The sequence below is a fragment of the Cupriavidus sp. 05N40 genome, assembly GCF_056397305.1.
The window spans coordinates 1-17,495 of the sequence record NZ_JBFTND010000056.1; the positions used below are offsets into that span (position 1 = coordinate 1).

Here is a 17,495-nt window from a genome sequence, read left to right on the forward strand (position 1 = left end):
GGCGCACGGCAACGCGCGGCTCGCCGCCGCGCCGCGCGGGAGCGAAGCATGAAGGCCCTGGTCACCCATCCCGGCCTGCAGCACTCGCACCAGATGGCGCAGGCCCTGTACGAGCGCGACATGCTCAAGCAATACTGGTCCGGCGTGCCGGTGCGCGCGCCGGGCGAGGCGGCGCCCTGGTGGCTGCCTGCCAGGTACGGCGCCAAGATGCGGGAGGTGGACATACCGCGCGCATTGCGTCGCCACCCGGTCCTCTTTGCCGGCGTGCTGAAGGTCGGGCTCAAGCTCTACACAGGCCGCTCTTCGTCAGCCTATGCCCACCGGATATTCCACCTGTTCGACCAGTGGGTGGCGTCGCACGTCCGGGCGATCAGGCCCGATGTGGTGGTGGCCTACGAAAACTCCGCCGGCAAGACCTTCGCGGCGGCCAGGCGCATCGGCGCGCGCTGCGTGCTGGAGGCGCCTTCCGTGCACCATCGCGCGGCCGAGCAGATGCTGCCAACCCTGGATACGGCCTATCTGCAGCAGATCAATGCGAACAAGGACCGCGAGATCGAACTGGCCGATGTGATCATCACCTGTTCGGCCTTTGCCGCGCAGTCCTATGTCGATGCGGGCGTGCCGGCGGGCAAGCTGCGCCCGATCCTGCTGGGTGCCAGCCTGCCGGGCGACGTCGTGCGCCGCCGTGCGGATGGCGCCTTGCGCTTCGTGTTTGCCGGCGGCGTGACCAGGCGCAAGGCTGTCGATCTGCTGCTGCAGGCTTTCGCCAGGCTGCGCCGCATCCATGCGGACGCGGAGCTGGTGATGGTCGGCGGCATCGATGATGCGGAACTCGGCGCGGCCATCGCGCAGACACCGGGCGTGACCTGCCTGGGCTCGCTGCCGCAGGGCGCGCTGTTCCAGGTGTTCGCCGACGCGGATTGCTTCGTGCTGCCGTCGCGCTTCGACTCCTTCGGCATGGTGGTCGCGGAGGCGCTGGCGTGCGGCACGCCCGCGCTGGTGACCGATCGGGTCGGGGCCAAGGAGATCATCGAGCAGTTCCCGGGTTCCGGCTGGGTCGTTCCGGTCGGCCAGGAGCCCCTGTACGAGCGCATGCTGGAACTGGCGAACCACCGGGATCTGCTGGCGCAAGCCAGGGTGCATGCCGCCGCGGCGGGCAGCACGTTCACCTGGAAGAGGTACCGCCACACCGCGGCGGAAACGGTGGCCGCGCTATGCTGACACAACGCATCGCCCTCCGCGTTCCGAGGYCGGCAGCCGCGCGCAAGCATGTCTCGGTATTCGGCCGTGTCTTCATCCTGGTGTTCGTGACCGCCGTGCTCGAAGGCGCGGCGCGCAAGTGGGTGTCGGACTCCCTGACCACGCCGCTGATCCTGTTGCGCGACCTGCTGGTGATCTACGGCCTCTATCACGCCATGCGCCATGCGGGATTCACGCCGGCACGCCGCACCGTGCGGTTGCTGCTGTGGTGGTCGGCCCTGGTGTGCTTCTGGGGAATGCTTCAGCTTGTCGCCGGCCTCAACTCATGGCCCATCTTCCTGGTCGGGCTGCGCTTCTGGCTGCTCTATCTGTGGTTCGCCTACGCCGCCGCCGAACTGCTGGAGGACCAGGATCTCGTCGCGATCTACAAGGTGTCGATCGGCATGCTGCTCATCATGACGCCGCTGGCCCTGGTGCAGCATTTCCTGCCGCCCGACCACTTCCTGAACCGGCAGATCGAAGGGGATCCCGACCTGGTCTTCCGCGTCACCGGCGACGTGGTGCGGACCACGGGCACCTTCTCCTTCACCATGGGCTATACCGTGTTCCTGGCGATCATCAGTCCCATCGCGCTGGGCGCGGTGTTCGGCGCGCCCAAGCCCGGCGTGTGGGGCAAGCTGCGCGGGCTGGTGATCGTGGGTTGCCTCTTCCTTGCCTCGCTGGTCAGTGGGTCGCGCGCGGCCGTGCTGCTGCTCCCGATCATCTTCGGGGTGGCGTTGCTGTCAAACCTGGTCTTCGGCAAGGGCAAGCGCCGCGGCGCGGCCATGGCGTGGGGCGTGGTCTCCATTCTCATGAGCATGGTGATCCTGGTATTCGTCAGTTCGGCCGTGGATGCGACCCTCGAGCGCTTCAGCTCTGCCGCCGAGCAGGAGGACCTGGGCTCGCGCCTGGAATCGATGTTCTTCGGCGTCAACGATGTGTCCCTCGAGCAGAGCCTGCTGGGCAGCGGGCTGGGGCTGGGCAGCAATCTCGCCAACTATTTCCTGCAGACTGGCCTGCTGTTCATCATCAGCGAGACCGAGACCGGACGCGTCATCGGCGAGATGGGGCTGGTCGGCTATCTCAGCCTCGCACTGAAGGTGCTCATCCTGTTCAACGGCATGCGCTGCGCCATCCGCGTGGCCAGGCGCACCGGCGACACCTTTCTCATCCTGATGTGGACCATCGCCATCTTCGGGCTGACCGCATGGCCGCTGGTCGGCCAGATGACGGCCAACGCGCTCGGCTTCGTATTCGCCGGCATCACGCTGGCCGTCACGCGGCAGGCGACCGACCACCTCTCGCGCACCGGATGAGGCCGAAAGCAGCGCAGGCAAATCAAGATCAATCAGCGGCGGCCACGTCGCACACCATCGCACCTCCATGAAAATCATCCTGTTGGGTCACCCTTCCTTCTTCGGCAGTCACAGCATGGACCGCTTCGCCGCGATGATCGTGGAAGGCATGCGCGCGCGCGGCCACCAGGCCGAACTGTGGAGGCCGGCGGCCGTGATGTGCCGCCTGCCCGCGCGCGAAGGCCTGTCCAAGTGGCTGGGCTATATCGACCAGTACATCCTGTTCCCGATGGTGGCGCTGTGGCGCCTGCGCCGGGTGGACAAGGATGTGCTCCTGGTGCTGGCCGACCATGCGCTCGGGATCTGGATGCCGTTGCTGCGCAACCGCCCGCACGTGGTGCATTGCCACGATTTCATTGCCCTGCGCACGCTTGCGGGAGAGTTTCCCGAGCATGGCCTGTCGCGCAGCGGGCGCACCTACCAGCAATTGATCCGCTGGGGCCTGACCCAGGCCAAGGCCTTCGTCACGGTCTCCAACAAGACCATGCGCGACCTGCGGCGGCTGCATCCCTGTCCGCCCGAAGCGGCCTGGGTGGTGTACAACGGCATGAACTATCCGTTCCGGCGGGTCGGCACCACGCAGGCCCTGGCGTGCCTGCAACGCGCGGGCGTGGCGGCCGACGCGCAAGGCATGCTGGTGCATATCGGCGGCAACCAGTGGTACAAGAACCGCGAGGGCGTGCTCGCGCTCTACCTTGCCTATTGCCGGAAATGCCGGACATCTCCGCTCGCCTTGTGGATGATCGGCGGCGATCCTACCGCGGAGATGCGCGCCGAAGCCGCGCGCGCCGCAGGGCTTGGTGGCAGCGTGCGCTTCCTCACCGGCTTGCCGACGGAAGCCGTGCAGGCGGCTTACTCGCTGGCCGCGGTGATGCTGTTCCCCAGCCTCGAGGAGGGCTTTGGCTGGCCCATCATCGAAGCCATGGCCTGCGGTGCGCCGGTGCTGACCACCAACCGCGCACCCATGACGGAGATCGGCGGCGGCCTGGTGCAGCTGGTGGAGCCGCTGGCGGAGGGCGACATGGAAGGCTGGGCGCAGCGCGCGGCGCACGTACTGGCCGGCATGCTCGCCTGGCCCGCCCAGCGGCGTGCCGAGATTGCCGCGCGCTCCATTGCCTGGGCGAAGCTCTTCTCGGCGGACAAGGCGCTCGATCAGTACGAGAGCATTTACCAGGGCGTGCTGGCCGCGGTGTCGGTGGAAGGGCGCGAATCGGTCGATGCCTGAACGCGCCCCCCATGCGCGCCCGCCGCGGGCCGCGCGCGTTCCGTGCTATTCCCCGCCCAGGCCGGCGGTTGCGGCAGTCCCCTCGGGCTGCGGCCTGGCCAGGGCGAACAGCGCGTTTTCCAGCGCGCCCAGCACCATCTCGCGATCCAGGTGCCGCTCCGCCCAGCGGCGGCCGGCGGCGCCCAGATGCGCGCGCAAGGCAGGCTGGGCCGCCAGTGAATCGATGGCGCCGGCCAGGGCCGCTGCATCGCCGGGAGGCACCAGCACGCCACACTGCGCGACCACGCGGCCAAGCTCTGTGCCGGGCGCCGCGGTAGCGACCACGGGCCGCGCGCTGGCCAGCATGCCAGTCAGCTTAGACGGCATCACCAGGTCGGCGGCACCGGCGCGCTGCGGCAGCAGGTGGATGTCGGCGGCCGCCAGCAGCGAGGCAAACATCTCGGCGGGCTGCAAGGGCAGGAAGCGCACGCGCGGCAGCCCGGCGCATGCGTCTTGCAGCGCGGCGCGTCCGGCGCCGTCGCCGCAGAAGATGAAATGCAGCCTGTCGTGGTCCTTCAGCAGGCGCGCCGCTTCGGCCATGATCTCGAGTCCCTGCTTGGCGCCCATATTGCCGGAGTAGAGGGCCAGCACGGCATCGGCGGGCACATCGAGCGCGCGGCGCGCCAGCGTGGCGCTGGCGATGCTGCCGGCCCCGATCTCGCGCAGGTTGACCCAGTTGGGCAGCAACGCCGCGCGGCGGGCCCCGGCGCCCTTGTCGCGCGCGAGCGAGACCATGGCCTGGGAGATCGACGAGACCCGGTCGAAGCGCGCCATCAGCCGCTGCTCCACGCGCTGCGCCAGGCGGCGTAGCCATGGCTGGCGCAGCAGCCCCAGCGCGAAGGCGGCATCGACCTCGTAGTCCTGCACATGGAGCCAGCTGCGGCAGCCGCTCCAGCGCGCGAACAGCAGCGCGGCCGGCGCGCACATCAGCGGCGGCTCCACCACGAACAGCACGTCCGGGCGCCAGCGCAATTGCAGCATCAGGGCGGGCAGGCTCGACACGGCGAAGCTGGCCAGGTGCAGCAGCCGCGTGATGCCGCCGGGGCGGCACGGCACCCACAGCGGGGCACGCCAGAGCTCTACCCAGTGGCGGCGCTCGCGGCGGTACTGCCACGCGCGGTAGCCATCCCCCACGCGCCAGGCGGGGTAGTACGGCGGCGCGGTGATGACGCGCACCTCGTGGCCGCGCGCGGCCAGCCACTCCGCCTGCTCGCAGGTGTACTTGCCGATGCCGGTCAGCTCGGGCGCGTAGTTGAGGCAGTACATCAGTATCTTCATGAGCGCACAGCTCCGGTGGCGCCGAGGCGATGGCGGCGGGCGCTCAGCCCGTCGCGGCCATGATCCGCACGCAGCCGGCGGCGATGGCGCGGCCCGCGTCGYCGGCCGAGTGCGCCAGCGCGGCCGCCTGGCAGCGCGCGCCGGTGGCCGCGGCATCGCCGAAGTGCACCGGCACCTGCGCCAGGCGGCTGGCCAGCGAGCCCGCATCGCCGGGCTTGAAGTAGAGGCCGGTGACGCCGTCGCGCAGCAGCTCGCCGGCGTCGTCATTGTTTACGCTCACCACCACCGGGCAGCCGTAGCTCAATGCCTCGCGGACCAGCGGGTGCCAGCGCTGGCATGCGTGGGGCAGCACCAGGCAGCTCGCCTTGCGGTATTCGACGGCAATATCGGGCGGCGCCATGGTGCCCAGGAAGCGCACGGAAGTGCCTAGCCGCAGCGTGTCTGCCGCGGCCCGCAAGCGGCCATAGCCGTGTCCCGTGCCGACCAGCGACAGCGTGGCGGCTGGCCATTGCCGGCGTGTCGCCGCGAAGGCGCGCAGCAGCAGCCCCAGGCCGGCGTCATCGTCGAGGGTGCCCACATGGAGATAGTGCGGCGCGTGCTGCGATGGCGCCTGCTCGGCGCGCGCGCGCAGTTCGGCGGCGGCATCGAAGTCCTCCGGCAGCACCGCCGGCGGGCGACACGCAAAGATATTGCGCGGCGGCACGTCGGCGGCGATGGCGCGCGCGCAGCCGCGGTCGGTACCGACGAACACGCCGTGGCAATGGCGCAGCAGTATCGCATCGGCAAACGCGCCCAGGGGCCCTGGCATGGCGGCGAAGGCCGCGCCGTGGAAGAAGGCGGCGCGGCGCCGCTGCATCGCCATGCTGGCCAGCAGCATGGTCCAGTTTTCCAGCCGGGTCTGGCCGGCCAGGATCACCAGCGCGCCGGGACTGAGCGCGATGGCGCGTACCTGCTGCACGCAGCGCCGCCACAGGCCGGCGCCCGCGGCCCCGGCGGGGAAGACGATCTGCCCCGGCCACAGGCTGCCGGCGGGTGCGGCCGCAGGCGTGGCCACCGCGCCGGTGTGCGGGCGGGCCGGCTTGCCGAGATTGCGAAACAACGGCTTCATGTCAGGCCTCCATGCGTTGTGCCGGGGCGCTGCCATGCGCCAGGCATCCGCTTTTCAGTGCATCCAGGTAAGCCAGCCGCAGGCCGTCGCGCAGTGCCACGGCCGGCTGCCAGCCGGTGGCGCCGAGCGCCGTGCAGTCGAGCCGCTTGCGCGGCGTGCCGTCGGGCTTGCGGCTGTCGAAGACGATGTCGCCGCGAAAGCCCACGGTCTGCGCCACCAGTCCCGCCAGCTCGCGGATGCTCACTTCCTCGCTGCTGCCCACGTTGAGGAAGCCGGCCGGCGCCGTCTGGCGGTATGCGTGCGGCGGCAGGGCCATCACGTGCAGGCAGGCCGCGGCGAGGTCGTCGGCGTAGAGGAACTCGCGCAACGGCGCGCCGCTGCCCCACACCGGCACGCACTGCGCGTGCGCCATGCCGGCCTCGTGGAAGCGCCGCAGCAGGCCCGGTATCACGTGGCTGTTGTCAGGGTGGTAGTTGTCGCCGGGACCGTACAGGTTGGTCGGCATCACGCAGCGGTAGTCGGTGCCGTACTGGCGGTTGTAGCTCTCGCACAGCGCGATGCCGGCGATCTTGGCCAGCGCGTAGGGCGCGTTGGTGGGCTCGAGGGGACCGGTCAGCAGCGCGGCTTCGCCGATGGGCTGCGGTGCGAATTTCGGGTAGATGCAGCTCGAGCCGAGGAACAGCAGCCGTGTCACGCCCGCGCGCCAGGCTTCGTGGATGACGTTGGTCGCGATCATCAGGTTCTGCCGGATGAACTCGGCTGGATAGGTGTGGTTGGCATGAATGCCGCCGACCCGGGCGGCTGCCAGGTAGATTTCGTCGATCGCCTCGGTGGCGAAGAAGTGGCGTACCTGCTGCTGATCGGCCAGGTCGAGCCCGGCATGCGCGCGCGTGATGATCTCGGCTTGTCCGCGCGCCTGCAATGCGCGCACGATGGCCGAGMCGACCATGCCGCGGTGTCCCGCCACGAAGACGCGGCGCGGCGACGCGGGGCTGCGCTGAGCGCCGTCGAGGTCATTCATGATGGTCGTAGGCCCGGAAGCCCGCCAGCTTGACGAAGGCATCGCGGCGCGCGGCGGCGAAGTCGGCCTCCACCATCTCGCGCACCAGCGCGGAAAAGCTGGTGCTCGGCGCCCAGCCGAGCTGCTCGCGCGCCTTGCTGGCGTCGCCGAGCAATGTCTCGACTTCGGTCGGGCGGAAGTAGCGCGGATCCACGCGCACGATCACGTCGCCCACCTTGCAGCGCGCCGCCACCGGGCCCGCGCTGCTGTCGATGCCCGCGACCACGCCGGTCTCGCCGGTGCCTTCGCCCTCGAAGCGCACCGCGATGCCAAGCTCGGCCGCCGCGCGCTGCACGAACTCGCGCACGCTGTGCTGCTCGCCGCTGGCGATCACATAGTCCTCGGGCCTGGCCTGCTGCAGCATCAGCCACTGCATTTCCACATAGTCGCGCGCATGGCCCCAGTCGCGCAGCGCGGACAGGTTGCCGAGATAGAGCGTGTCCTGCAGGCCCAGCGCGATGCGCGCGATGGCGCGCGTGATCTTGCGCGTGACGAAGGTCTCGCCGCGCACCGGGCTTTCATGGTTGAACAGGATGCCGTTGCAGGCATACATGCCGTAGGCCTCGCGGTAGTTCACCGTGATCCAGTAGGCGTAAAGCTTGGCGGCTGCGTAGGGGCTGCGCGGATAGAACGGCGTGGCTYCATTCTGCGGGATCGCCCGCACCAGGCCGTACAGCTCGGAGGTCGAAGCCTGGTAGAAGCGCGCCTGCTTTTCCAGCCCGAGGATGCGCACCGCCTCGAGCAGGCGCAGCGTACCCAGCGCATCGGTGTTCGCCGTGTATTCGGGCTCTTCGAACGACACCTGCACGTGGCTCTGCGCGGCGAGGTTGTAGATCTCGTCGGGCTGCGACTGCTGCACCACGCGCACCAGGCTGGCGGTGTCGGTCATGTCGCCGTGGTGCAGGATCAGGCTGCGCCTGGGCGCCTGCGGATCCTGGTAGAGATGGTCGATGCGCTCGGTGTTGAACAGCGAGCTGCGGCGCTTGATGCCGTGCACTTCGTAGCCCTTGGCCAGCAGCAGCTCGCACAGGTAGGCGCCGTCCTGGCCGGTGATGCCGGTGATCAGCGCGCGCCGCGTGCGCTGCGGCGCTACGCTGCCGGCATCGGGCCGCAACTCGCCCGCGGTGAGCCGGCCGAGGGGTTCGAGTTCATGTACGCCCATAGATGTCTGCCATCCGGATGATGTCGTCTTCGCCGAGGTAGGAACCGGACTGGATCTCGATCAGCTCGAGCGGGATCCTGCCGGGGTTTTCGAGGCTGTGCGTCTCGCCGATCGGGATGTAGGTGGACTGGTCTTCGGTCAGCAGGTACTCCACGTCGCCGCGCCGCACCCGCGCCGTGCCCGATACCACCACCCAGTGTTCGGCGCGGTGGTGGTGCATCTGCAGCGACAGCTTGGCACCCGGTTTGACCGAGATGCGCTTGACCTGGTAGCGCGCGCCGTGGTCCACCGCGTCATACGATCCCCATGGCCGGTACACCTGGCGGTGCTGGGTCGCTTCGGGGCGGCCCTGCTTGCGCACCATTTCCACCAGTTGCCTGACGTCCTGGCAATGGTCCTTGTGCACCACCAGCACTACGTCCGGCGTCTCCACCACCATCACGTCGTCCAGCCCGGCCACCGTCACCAGGCGGTGCGAGGCGTGTACCAGGCAGCCCCGCGCGTGGTGGGTGACCACGTCGCCGATCGCCACGTTGCCATCGGCCGTCTTCTCGGCGGCCTTCCATACCGCGTCCCAGGAGCCGACATCGCTCCAGTCGGCCGACAGCGGCGCCATCTGCGCGTCGCGCACGTGCTCCATCACGGCATAGTCGATGGAGTCCGAGCGGCAGGCGGCGAACGAATCGGTGTCGAGGCGGAAGAAGTCCAGGTCGCGGTGACCGCGCACCATGGCCTCTTGCGCGGCCAGCAGGATGTCCGGCGCGAACGCTTCCAGTGCGGCGAGATAGGCCGAGGCGCGGAACAGGAAGATGCCGCTGTTCCAGAAACAGTTGCCTTCCTGCAGGTAGGCCGTGGCGACTTCCAGCGAAGGCTTCTCGACGAAGCGCGTGACCGAGAGCAGCGCCGCGGCATTGCTGGGGATGGCCTTGATGTAGCCATAGCCGGTGGCGGGGAAGGTGGGCACCACGCCCAGCGTGACCACCACGCCGGCGGCGGCCACCGAGCTGGCCGCGCATACGGTCCTGGCGAAGGCGGCGCGGTCGCGGATCAGATGGTCCGAGGGCAGTACCAGCAGTACCGGATCGGTGCCGTCGCCGCGGGCATGCAGTGCGGCCACGGCCGTGGCCGGCGCGGTGTTGCGCGGGTGCGGCTCGAGCATGATGGCGGACAGCTCGCAGCCGGCTTCGCGCGCCTGCTCTGCCACCACGAAGCGGTGCGCTTCGTTGCTGACCAGGATGGGCGCCTGGGCACCGGGGATCTCGCGCAGGCGCAGCAGGGTGTCCTGCAGCAGCGAGTCGCGCCCCAGCAGACGCAGGAATTGCTTGGGATAGCCGTCGCGGGAAAGCGGCCACAGTCGTGAGCCCGCGCCGCCGCAGAGGATGACGGGTACGATCCGGTTGTCGTCAGGCATGGTACAGCTCCTTCACGCAGCACGAGGCCTGGCGCGCGGGGCGGGCCGCGTGACGCGTAGTGAGGAAACTGTATGCCGCACCCGTGGGAGGGACTGTTTGCTAGCACACACACGCTGGCGGCCTGGCGGCGCCGGTGCAGCGGAGGGGGCGGAGGGGGCGGGGAGAAATGCATCGTCCCCGCCGCGGCGGGGACGTGTGGTGCTACGCGCGCGTCGGCGCGACTGCCTGTCAGCGGGCCCAGTAGCCGGGCCGCATCACCCAGCCGCGCGGACCCTGTACCCAGCGCTCGGGCACATAACGCTGGCCCGGGCGGGCATGCCCCCAGTAGCCGCCCCGCCAGTCGTAGCGGTCGCCGCTGGCGACCCAGTGGCCGGGCATCCAGGCCTGGCCTGGCCGGGCTGCCGGGCGCGGCTCGTAGCGCGGCGGCGGCGGCGCGGAGCGTACCTGGGGCGGCGCGCCGTGGTAGCCCGGGGGATAGGCCTGGGCCTGGGCCGGCGAGATGATGCCAAGGGCGGCGCCGGCAGCGAGAGTGGAGAGGGCGAGCAGCAGTTGGCGTTTCATGGTTCAGCTCCGGTGATGCGGTTCAGACGGTGGCGTAGTGCCGGTACAGCGTTGCCTGGAGGCGGCCTTGCGGGGCGCCTAATGCCGCTTAATAGCGGTCGTGGTAGCGGTAGGGCGGCGGGCCGCCGCGCGGCGGCACCACGATGCAGGCGGACAGCAGCGCCGCCGCGGTGGAGAGCAGGACAACCAGGGAAATGGCGCGTTTCATGTTTGGGGACTCCGTGACTGGCTTCGCGTTGAACATGGCTCCACTGTAGCCAGCGGCCTGGCGCCGGTGTGCTTGCAGTTGTAAGCCGAGTTCACATTTGCGCGGCCCCGGGCGCTGCGCGCGACACGCTCCGGCGCGCGTCCTGACGGAGGTTGCCAGGCCTTGCCGGCATTGGGCGCGCGGGCATTGCAGTGCACCTCGTCCGCCAGCTGCAAGGCGGGCAAAAACAGGCGCACCGGCGTAATGTGGCGTTACATCGGAAATAATTCGCGCAAAGTTTTGCGCGTGCGGCGGCGCCTGCGCGCTGCCTTTCGCCATCCGTGCCGGCCGTGCTGCACCGCTTGAGGGCGCAACGGCGGGCGGCGGGTGCGCGCCTGCCGTCGTCGTTCCCTGCGGCAGTGCGCCGGCGCCTTGCGCGCCGTGCCGCCGAATGGCATGAACCTTGCGCTTCGCGATTCGTCACGGGAGAACGCCAATGCCTATCCTCCTTGTCGTACTGGTGCTGCAGGCCCTGGTGCCGGGTGCCACCTCGTTCGCCGCGCTTGCGCGCTACGACAGCGCCCGCATTGCCGCCAGCGCCGGGCCGGGCGGGCTGCCCTGACGCCATCCAACACAACACGAGGGGCACGACATGAACCGTAGCGACGTAACCGACCTGATCATCGAAGCCAAGGTCACCAAGGGCATTCGCTGGGCCGACGTGGCCGAGAAGGTCGGCAAGAGCAAAGAGTGGACGACCGCCGCCTGCCTGGGCCAGATGGCCTTCGACGCGCAGGGCGCGCAGGCGGTGATGGAGATCTTCGGCCTGCCGCCCGGGGCCGAGCCCTGGCTGCGCACCGTGCCGTACAAGGGCTCCTTGCCGACGGCCGTGCCGACCGACCCGCTGGTCTACCGTTTCTACGAGCTGATCAGCGTATACGGCAGCACCTTCAAGGCGCTGATCCACGAGGAATTCGGCGACGGCATCATGAGCGCCATCGATTTCCGCATGGACCTCCAGCGCGAGTCCGACCCGAACGGCGACCGCGTGCGCATCGAGATGTCCGGCAAGTTCCTGCCCTACAAGACCTACTGAGCGCGTGGCCAGCGACCGCGCCTTTCGCGCAGAAACGGGTACGCCGCAGAAACGGGTACGCTCCTGGCCCGGCCGGGAGATGGAGCGGAGGCCGGGGCAGGGCCAGGGCCAGGTTCCAGGGGCCATCGACGGTGGCGAGCCGGTGTTCCTTGCCGGTCGGGCCTGCCCGCAGGCTTGGCGGCGCTGTCTGCGCGGTGATATCGCCCCGGACTTCGCTCGCGCGAGGCGGCAGATCACGCCTGCGGGGCTAAATGCATGCCCCAGGAATGCCACGCAGAAACGGGTACGCAATGGCCCCGGACACGCACGCAGAAACGGGTACGCCCCTGGTTTCGGGAGCGCTGCGCGCCGCGCTCGGAGCCCGCTTCAGGCCCCGCTTCAGGCCCCGTACAGCTCGGCCGCCGTGATGCCCACGTGCAGCCGCGTCAGCGGCAGCGGGGGCGGTGCCAGCGACAGCCGCAGCGCTGCGTAGCTGGCCTCGCTCGACAGCCCGTACGGCGCGGCATCGGCATTGTCGAAGGCGTAATAGACCTCGGCAACGCCCGTCATCGTCAACGCGGCCAGGCACATCGGGCACGGATGGCCGCTGGCGTAGACCACCGCCCCCTGCAGGCCTGGCCGGCCCAGCTTGCGGCAGGCCGCGCGGATGGCTTCCATTTCCGCATGGGTGGTGGGGTCGTGGCTGTGCACGATGTCGTTGACGCCGGTGGCGATCACCACGCCGTCCAGCGCCAGCAGCGCGCCGAACGGCCTGCCGCCGCGCGCCCGGTTGGCCTGCGCCAGGCGCACTGCTTCGGCCAGATATCGTTCATGGGCGGACATGGGCTAGCTCCTGGAGGCCGGGCGGACGATGCCGGCCGCCGGCCATGGCACGCGCAAATGTGAAATACATTTCAGATGACATATGAAAAAAACGATATACAATACCCGCGCTGAATTGTGCCGGCGCCTGCCCTACGCCGGCGCGCCAGGGCTGACCTGCAGGGTCACCACCAGCGACTGCAGCACCGACATCGGGATCGGCTTGGAGAACACCCGGATATGCGGCGGGATGCCACCGCGGTCGGCGATCGCGTGCTTGTCCAGCGAGGTGACCACGGCAATGCGGGTGGTGGCGAATTCCTGCTGCGCATCGATGGTGCGGCACAGGCGGAAGCCGTCGATGCCGGGCATGATCAGGTCCAGCACGACCAGGTCGGGTTTGCTGCTGCCGATCAGCAGCAGGCCGTCGTAGCCATTGGTGGCTTCGAGGATCTCGACCCGGGGATCGAGCGCATCGAGCGCCATGCGATAGATCTGCAGCAGGTGTTCGTCATCTTCCACCAGCAGCACGCGAAATGGCCTTGCGGGCGGCGCGGCCGCCGGGCTCGCGGGCGCGGACTGGTGGCGTTGTTCCGCCACCATGCGGTCCACCGCGTCGGCCGGGATGCGGCGATGTCCGCCGTCGGTCTTCCAGGCGGGCAGCCGGCCGTTCTCGACCCACAACTGGACCGTGCGCAGCGAAACGCCAAGCATCTCGGCAGCGGTCCTGGTGGAATAAAAACGCAGATCGGTCATAGAGCCTCTTCACCACTCGCAGGACACCCGGGGGCGAATCTGCGGCGTTGCATGTCGTATTTTTTTCATTATTCTTCGAAAAGCTGCGAAAGCGCAACTTAATGCCAGAAAAACGCGCAACGATGATAAGGCATCACTAATATCCCGGCCGATATGCTGCACGGCGCATCGGCATGGCGGCGGCGCATGACCTGTCGCGCAATGCCGGGGCACGTTTGCCGTCGCATCCGGATGGATCATACTGTGAAGCTTTGCCGCAAGGAGACTGCCCGCAGGACCAAGGGCGGCAGCACCGGGGAGCGCGCGGGCCGCAAGCACGCGCGGATCGGTGCGCAGGGTCATGGGATTGGCGCGGGCCGGTACCGGTTATCCGGCGCACGCGCGTATCGAAGGCTGGGATTCACGGCTGTGACGAACAATATTCTCGTTTCTTGGTAGCTTTCCCATGAGCCTGGAAATCTACCGACAGGCACTGGCAGGCGCGCATCGTTCCGCGAGACATCCGTTCTGGTCAGGCGTTGTCATCGTCGTCGGGATCTGGTGCGCACTGGCGGGCTGGGCGCTATGGGACCGCGCCACCGAGCTGCGCCATGTCCATGCCGGACTGGCACGCGTTGCCGCCTTGCTTGGCGAACACGCCGAAGGCACGCTGTCCGAAGCGGACCAGCTCGCATCGCTGGTTGGCGGTGCCGTGGCCGAACGCGGGCCCGCATTGCCGCTGGCGCAGTGGATGCGCAGCGGCTACCTGGTGGTCGAGCCATTTCTCGAGGTATCCGTGCTGGACCGCGCCGGCACCCTGCGCGCCTCCACCAGCGCCGGCTTCGCTTCGCCGGAGCTCGGCGACCGCCAATACGTCAGCCTGCACGAAAAGCGCGCGCGGCCCATGCTCTACGTGGGCATACCGGTGGCCGGGCACATGAGCGGGCGCTGGTCGATGCAACTGTCGAAAGGCATCGTGGACCCGGCCAGCGGGCGCTTCCTTGGCGCAGTGGTGGTCTCGCTCGACCCGGGCCGCCTGTCGGATTTCTACGCGCGCGCGGGGCTGGGCGCATCCGGCACCGTCCTGCTGGCCGGCACCGACGACTACGTGGTGCGTGCGCGCTGGAGCGAGCAGGGCCGCCAGCCGGGCCAGGTGCTGCTGCCCGGCTCCGCGCTGCGCGGGGCGCTGGCCGGCGGGCACGGCGGCATCGTCACCTGCCACTGTGCCGACGGCATGCGCGAGGCCGTGGCCGGGAATGGCGCGCGCGATGCCGGCACGTGCATCTACGCCATCCAGCGCCTGCCGGGGCGCAACCTGGCGCTGCTGGCAGGCGTCGGCAGCAGCGCGGCCCTGGCCAGCTACCACGAGCGCCTGCGCGCGGCCATCGCCATCGCCGCGCTGGTGACGGTGCTGGTGCTGTTCTTCCAGGTACGCCAGTTCGCTGCCTTGCGCGAACTGGCCGCGCTGGCCGACCGCGAGCGCGTGGTGCGCGACATCCTCGCCGAGAAGAAGCAGCATCTGCGCGGCCTGTTTCTCGCCATGCCGGACGGCGTGGCCGTGTTCGGTCCCGACCGCGTGATCGACGAAACCAACACCGCGCTGTGCGAACTGCTCGGCGTAGCGCTGCCGCGCCTGCGCGGCGCCACGCAGCGCGAGTTCGTCCACTGGCTCTACCGCGGCCGGCAACCTGCGCGCCAGGCCTGCGGGCCCGGGCAGTTGCTGGCCGAGCTGGACCGGGCCGAGGCCGGTGCGGAGTTCGCCGGCATCGTCGAGTTCGACATGGCGGTGTCGCCGGCCTATGAAGTGCGCATCGTGCATGCGGCCAGCGGCGGCGGGCTGGTGCTGGTGCTGCGCGACGTCACCTCGCGGCTGCGCCACGACCGCATGAAGTCGCATTTCGTCTCGGCCGCCGCGCACGAGCTCAAGTCGCCCGTGGCAGGCATCGCCGGCTATGCCGAGCTGCTCGGCGCGAACGCGGTGCCGCCCGAGCGGCGCGCCGGCATCTACCACGCCATCCACGCGCGCGCGCGCCAGCTCAACGACCTGCTCTCCGACATGCTCGACCTGGCCCGCATCGAGGCGCGCAGCAGCGGCGCGCACGAGCGCCAGCGCGTCGACATGGCCGCGCTCGTGCGCGACACCGTGGCCGGCGACTTCGCCGCGGAGGGCAGGCTGCGCGTGCGCGCGGAGCACGCGCCCTTGTACGTGCTGGCCGACCGTGCGCAATTGACGCAGGCCGTGCGCAATCTGGTGGAGAACGCGCTCAAGTATTCTGACGGCAGGGACGAGGTCACCATCAGCGTGTGGGCGCCGCAGGAGCACGACAAGGTATCGGTGCGCGTAGAGGATCAGGGTATCGGCATGACGAAGGAAGAAGCAGGCATGGCGTTCGAGAATTTTTACCGCGCCAACCGCCGCGGCGCCACCAAGGGCAATGGCCTCGGGCTGGCGATCGTGCGCGAGATCGTGGCGGTGCACCAGGGGCAGATCACGCTGAGCAGCGAGATCGGCAAGGGCACCGTGGTGACATTCAGCCTGCCGGCGGCCGCGTGATGCGCTGCCTGGGGGCGCGGCCGGCCCGTGGCGAGGCGCTGCCGCTGCTGGCGGCGTTGCTCGCTGCCAGCCTGGCGCTGGGCCTGATCCTGCTGCTCGCCGTGCACGACGCGCGCGCACGCGTGGAGAGAATCTCCTCGGCGCTGCGCGACAACATGGAGCTGGCGCTGGCGGACACGCTCGGCATCGCCTACCGGGACCGTACACTGGTGGGCGCACCGTGCCGGGCGGTGGCACGCCAGCTGCACGAGCAGGGCGCCTACACCGCCTATGTGCGCGACGTGGTGCTGGTGGCGCACGGCATGCGCTACTGCTCGGCGGTGCGCGGGGAGATTGCGCTGCCGCTGGACGATCTGCTGGCCTGGCGCCCCGGCCTGCAGTACCGGCTGGCCACGGCCGGGCCCGGCAAGGCCACGGCACTGGCGGTATTCCTCGGCACCACGCCCGGCAACGGCGTGCTGGTGTGGGTGGACGGGCGCTACCTGGCCGACATGGTGCAGTCGGCCGGCAGGCTGGGATTTCCCGACATTGGCATCGAGGTTGCCGGCACGCGCTTCATGCTCGGCGCCGTGGCCGTGGCCGTGGCCGGCGGCGAAGCGGCCGGCGCGCCCACCCTGGTCCCGCGCGACACGCTGTGGCACGGCACGCGCGGGATCGTCGACGTGCGCCAGCTGGCGGGGCATCCGATTGCCGTGATCGCCAGCGCGCCGCGCGCCGTGATCTTGCATGAGTGCCTCAAATACCTGGTGTTGCCGCCGCTTGCCGCCGCGCTGGCCGCGCTGGTCGCGTGTGCGCTGCGGTCGCGCCGCGCCGCGCGTCGCTCGTTCGCGGCTGAGCTGCAGCGCGGCCTGCGCCATGGCGAGTTCATACCCTACTACCAGCCGGTGGTCGATCTCGAAAGCGGCTTGTGCACGGGAGTGGAAGTGCTGGCGCGCTGGCAGCATCCGCGCCGCGGCCTGCTCGAGCCCGAGCACTTCATCCCGGCCATCGAGCAGCAGCGCCTTGCGGTGGCGCTCACGCAGGGCCTGATCCCGCAGGTGCGGTGCGACTTCGAATCGCTGGCATTGCCGCCGGCCTTCCATATCGCCTTCAACATCACCGCCGAGCATTTCGACGCCGCCGGCTTCTGGGCAGAAGACTCCCCGCTGCTTGCGCTGTTGCAGGCCAACGTGACGCCTGTGCTGGAGATCACCGAGCGCGATGCGGTCGCGCTGGTCGAACACCAGCGCAGCGCCATCCAGCGCGCCAAGGCACGCGGCATCAAGCTCGCCGTGGATGACTTCGGCACCGGCTACTGCGGCCTGGCGTACTTCAAGCAGTTCGAGGTGGATTTCCTCAAGCTCGACCGCCTCTTCGTGCAGGCCGAGCCCGGCGACAGGGTCAGCGGGCAGATCGTCGATGCCACGCTCAGCTTTGCTCACGCGCTGGATATTGCCGTGGTGGCCGAAGGCATCGAGTGCGAACAGCAGCGCGCGCTGCTGGCGGACAAGGGCGTGCGCCTGGGGCAGGGATATCATTTCGCGCGCCCGATGACCCTGGCCGGGTTGCGCGAGTGGCTGCCTTCGCGGCTCGAACCGGCGCCGACGCCGGCGCCGTCGTCATGGCCGATCCACGGGCCGCACGAGCCGGCACGCGACAACCATGTCGACGTGCAAATATGAAATCATCTTCCTATTTTAAAAT

15 protein-coding genes are annotated in these 17,495 nt (G+C 69.4%); 7 read left to right on the forward strand and 8 right to left on the reverse strand.

Annotated elements, in window-relative coordinates:
* The 3 genes from AC1DO7_RS15360 to AC1DO7_RS15370 form a co-directional block, all read left to right on the forward strand.
* The coding region (locus AC1DO7_RS15360; RefSeq protein ID WP_477116293.1) for a glycosyltransferase family 4 protein at positions 1-1,221 on the forward strand (1,221 nt) is incomplete at its 5' end.
* Positions 1,215-2,555, forward strand: coding sequence for a hypothetical protein (locus AC1DO7_RS15365; protein WP_477116294.1), 1,341 nt, complete (start codon positions 1,215-1,217; stop codon positions 2,553-2,555). The genes AC1DO7_RS15360 and AC1DO7_RS15365, both read left to right, overlap by 7 nt.
* 67 nt (positions 2,556-2,622) lie before the next feature.
* The gene (locus AC1DO7_RS15370) at positions 2,623-3,819 is read left to right on the forward strand and encodes a glycosyltransferase (protein WP_441617123.1); all 1,197 of its coding nucleotides are present in this window, start codon (positions 2,623-2,625) and stop codon (positions 3,817-3,819) included.
* 45 nt (positions 3,820-3,864) lie between these two features.
* Here AC1DO7_RS15370 and AC1DO7_RS15375 read toward each other — a convergent pair whose 3' ends face one another.
* From AC1DO7_RS15375 to AC1DO7_RS15400, 6 genes are all read right to left on the reverse strand, one after another.
* Positions 3,865-5,136, reverse strand: coding sequence for a glycosyltransferase WbuB (locus AC1DO7_RS15375; RefSeq protein WP_441617125.1), 1,272 nt, complete (start codon positions 5,134-5,136; stop codon positions 3,865-3,867).
* Between the two features lie 43 nt (positions 5,137-5,179).
* Positions 5,180-6,244, reverse strand: coding sequence for a glycosyltransferase (locus AC1DO7_RS15380; protein ID WP_477116295.1), 1,065 nt, complete (start codon positions 6,242-6,244; stop codon positions 5,180-5,182).
* Position 6,245: 1 nt separating this feature from the next.
* Entirely contained in the window at positions 6,246-7,265 is a 1,020-nt protein-coding gene (locus tag AC1DO7_RS15385; RefSeq protein ID WP_477116296.1) for a GDP-L-fucose synthase family protein, read from the reverse strand.
* Positions 7,258-8,466 (reverse strand): GDP-mannose 4,6-dehydratase, encoded by a 1,209-nt coding sequence (gmd, locus tag AC1DO7_RS15390; RefSeq protein ID WP_477116297.1) that lies wholly within the window; start codon positions 8,464-8,466, stop codon positions 7,258-7,260. The genes AC1DO7_RS15385 and gmd overlap by 8 nt, the downstream gene beginning before the upstream one ends.
* Entirely contained in the window at positions 8,453-9,877 is a 1,425-nt protein-coding gene (locus AC1DO7_RS15395; RefSeq protein WP_441617133.1) for a mannose-1-phosphate guanylyltransferase/mannose-6-phosphate isomerase, read from the reverse strand. The genes gmd and AC1DO7_RS15395 overlap by 14 nt, the downstream gene beginning before the upstream one ends.
* Positions 9,878-10,106: 229 nt before the next feature.
* On the reverse strand, positions 10,107-10,439 hold the full coding sequence (locus tag AC1DO7_RS15400; RefSeq protein WP_441617135.1) for a hypothetical protein: 333 nt from the start codon (positions 10,437-10,439) through the stop codon (positions 10,107-10,109).
* Between the two features lie 683 nt (positions 10,440-11,122).
* Between AC1DO7_RS15400 and AC1DO7_RS15405 the strand changes: the two genes are divergently transcribed.
* Both AC1DO7_RS15405 and cynS read left to right on the forward strand, forming a co-directional pair.
* The gene (locus AC1DO7_RS15405) at positions 11,123-11,248 is read left to right on the forward strand and encodes a hypothetical protein (RefSeq protein ID WP_441617137.1); all 126 of its coding nucleotides are present in this window, start codon (positions 11,123-11,125) and stop codon (positions 11,246-11,248) included.
* Positions 11,249-11,278: 30 nt separating this feature from the next.
* Positions 11,279-11,722, forward strand: a complete 444-nt coding sequence (gene cynS / locus AC1DO7_RS15410; RefSeq protein WP_441617139.1) for a cyanase — start codon at positions 11,279-11,281, stop codon at positions 11,720-11,722.
* A gap of 378 nt (positions 11,723-12,100) precedes the next feature.
* On the opposite strand, the gene AC1DO7_RS15415 is transcribed toward cynS, so the two are convergent.
* Positions 12,101-12,544, reverse strand: a complete 444-nt coding sequence (locus AC1DO7_RS15415) for a nucleoside deaminase (RefSeq protein WP_441617141.1) — start codon at positions 12,542-12,544, stop codon at positions 12,101-12,103.
* Positions 12,545-12,676: 132 nt separating this feature from the next.
* Positions 12,677-13,279 (reverse strand): response regulator, encoded by a 603-nt coding sequence (locus AC1DO7_RS15420; RefSeq protein WP_441617142.1) that lies wholly within the window; start codon positions 13,277-13,279, stop codon positions 12,677-12,679.
* Positions 13,280-13,724: 445 nt separating this feature from the next.
* Here AC1DO7_RS15420 and AC1DO7_RS15425 point away from each other — a divergent pair, with 445 nt between their 5' ends.
* Positions 13,725-15,812 (forward strand): ATP-binding protein, encoded by a 2,088-nt coding sequence (locus AC1DO7_RS15425; protein WP_441617144.1) that lies wholly within the window; start codon positions 13,725-13,727, stop codon positions 15,810-15,812.
* A complete protein-coding gene (locus AC1DO7_RS15430) occupies positions 15,812-17,473 on the forward strand; it encodes an EAL domain-containing protein (RefSeq protein ID WP_441617371.1) in 1,662 nt (553 codons plus the stop codon). The genes AC1DO7_RS15425 and AC1DO7_RS15430 overlap by 1 nt, the downstream gene beginning before the upstream one ends.
* Positions 17,474-17,495: the final 22 nt, after the last annotated feature.

What these genes read in the sequence shown, in the direction of transcription:
- AC1DO7_RS15370 (WP_441617123.1), top strand. Translation starts at nt 2,623, where the DNA reads ATGAAAATCATCCTGTTGGGTCACCCTTCCTTCTTCGGCAGTCACAGC.
- AC1DO7_RS15375 (WP_441617125.1), bottom strand. Translation starts at nt 5,136, where the DNA reads ATGAAGATACTGATGTACTGCCTCAACTACGCGCCCGAGCTGACCGGC.
- AC1DO7_RS15395 (WP_441617133.1), bottom strand. Translation starts at nt 9,877, where the DNA reads ATGCCTGACGACAACCGGATCGTACCCGTCATCCTCTGCGGCGGCGCG.
- AC1DO7_RS15400 (WP_441617135.1), bottom strand. Translation starts at nt 10,439, where the DNA reads ATGAAACGCCAACTGCTGCTCGCCCTCTCCACTCTCGCTGCCGGCGCC.
- AC1DO7_RS15405 (WP_441617137.1), top strand. Translation starts at nt 11,123, where the DNA reads ATGCCTATCCTCCTTGTCGTACTGGTGCTGCAGGCCCTGGTGCCGGGT.
- cynS (WP_441617139.1), top strand. Translation starts at nt 11,279, where the DNA reads ATGAACCGTAGCGACGTAACCGACCTGATCATCGAAGCCAAGGTCACC.
- AC1DO7_RS15415 (WP_441617141.1), bottom strand. Translation starts at nt 12,544, where the DNA reads ATGTCCGCCCATGAACGATATCTGGCCGAAGCAGTGCGCCTGGCGCAG.
- AC1DO7_RS15420 (WP_441617142.1), bottom strand. Translation starts at nt 13,279, where the DNA reads ATGACCGATCTGCGTTTTTATTCCACCAGGACCGCTGCCGAGATGCTT.
- AC1DO7_RS15425 (WP_441617144.1), top strand. Translation starts at nt 13,725, where the DNA reads ATGAGCCTGGAAATCTACCGACAGGCACTGGCAGGCGCGCATCGTTCC.
- AC1DO7_RS15430 (WP_441617371.1), top strand. Translation starts at nt 15,812, where the DNA reads ATGCGCTGCCTGGGGGCGCGGCCGGCCCGTGGCGAGGCGCTGCCGCTG.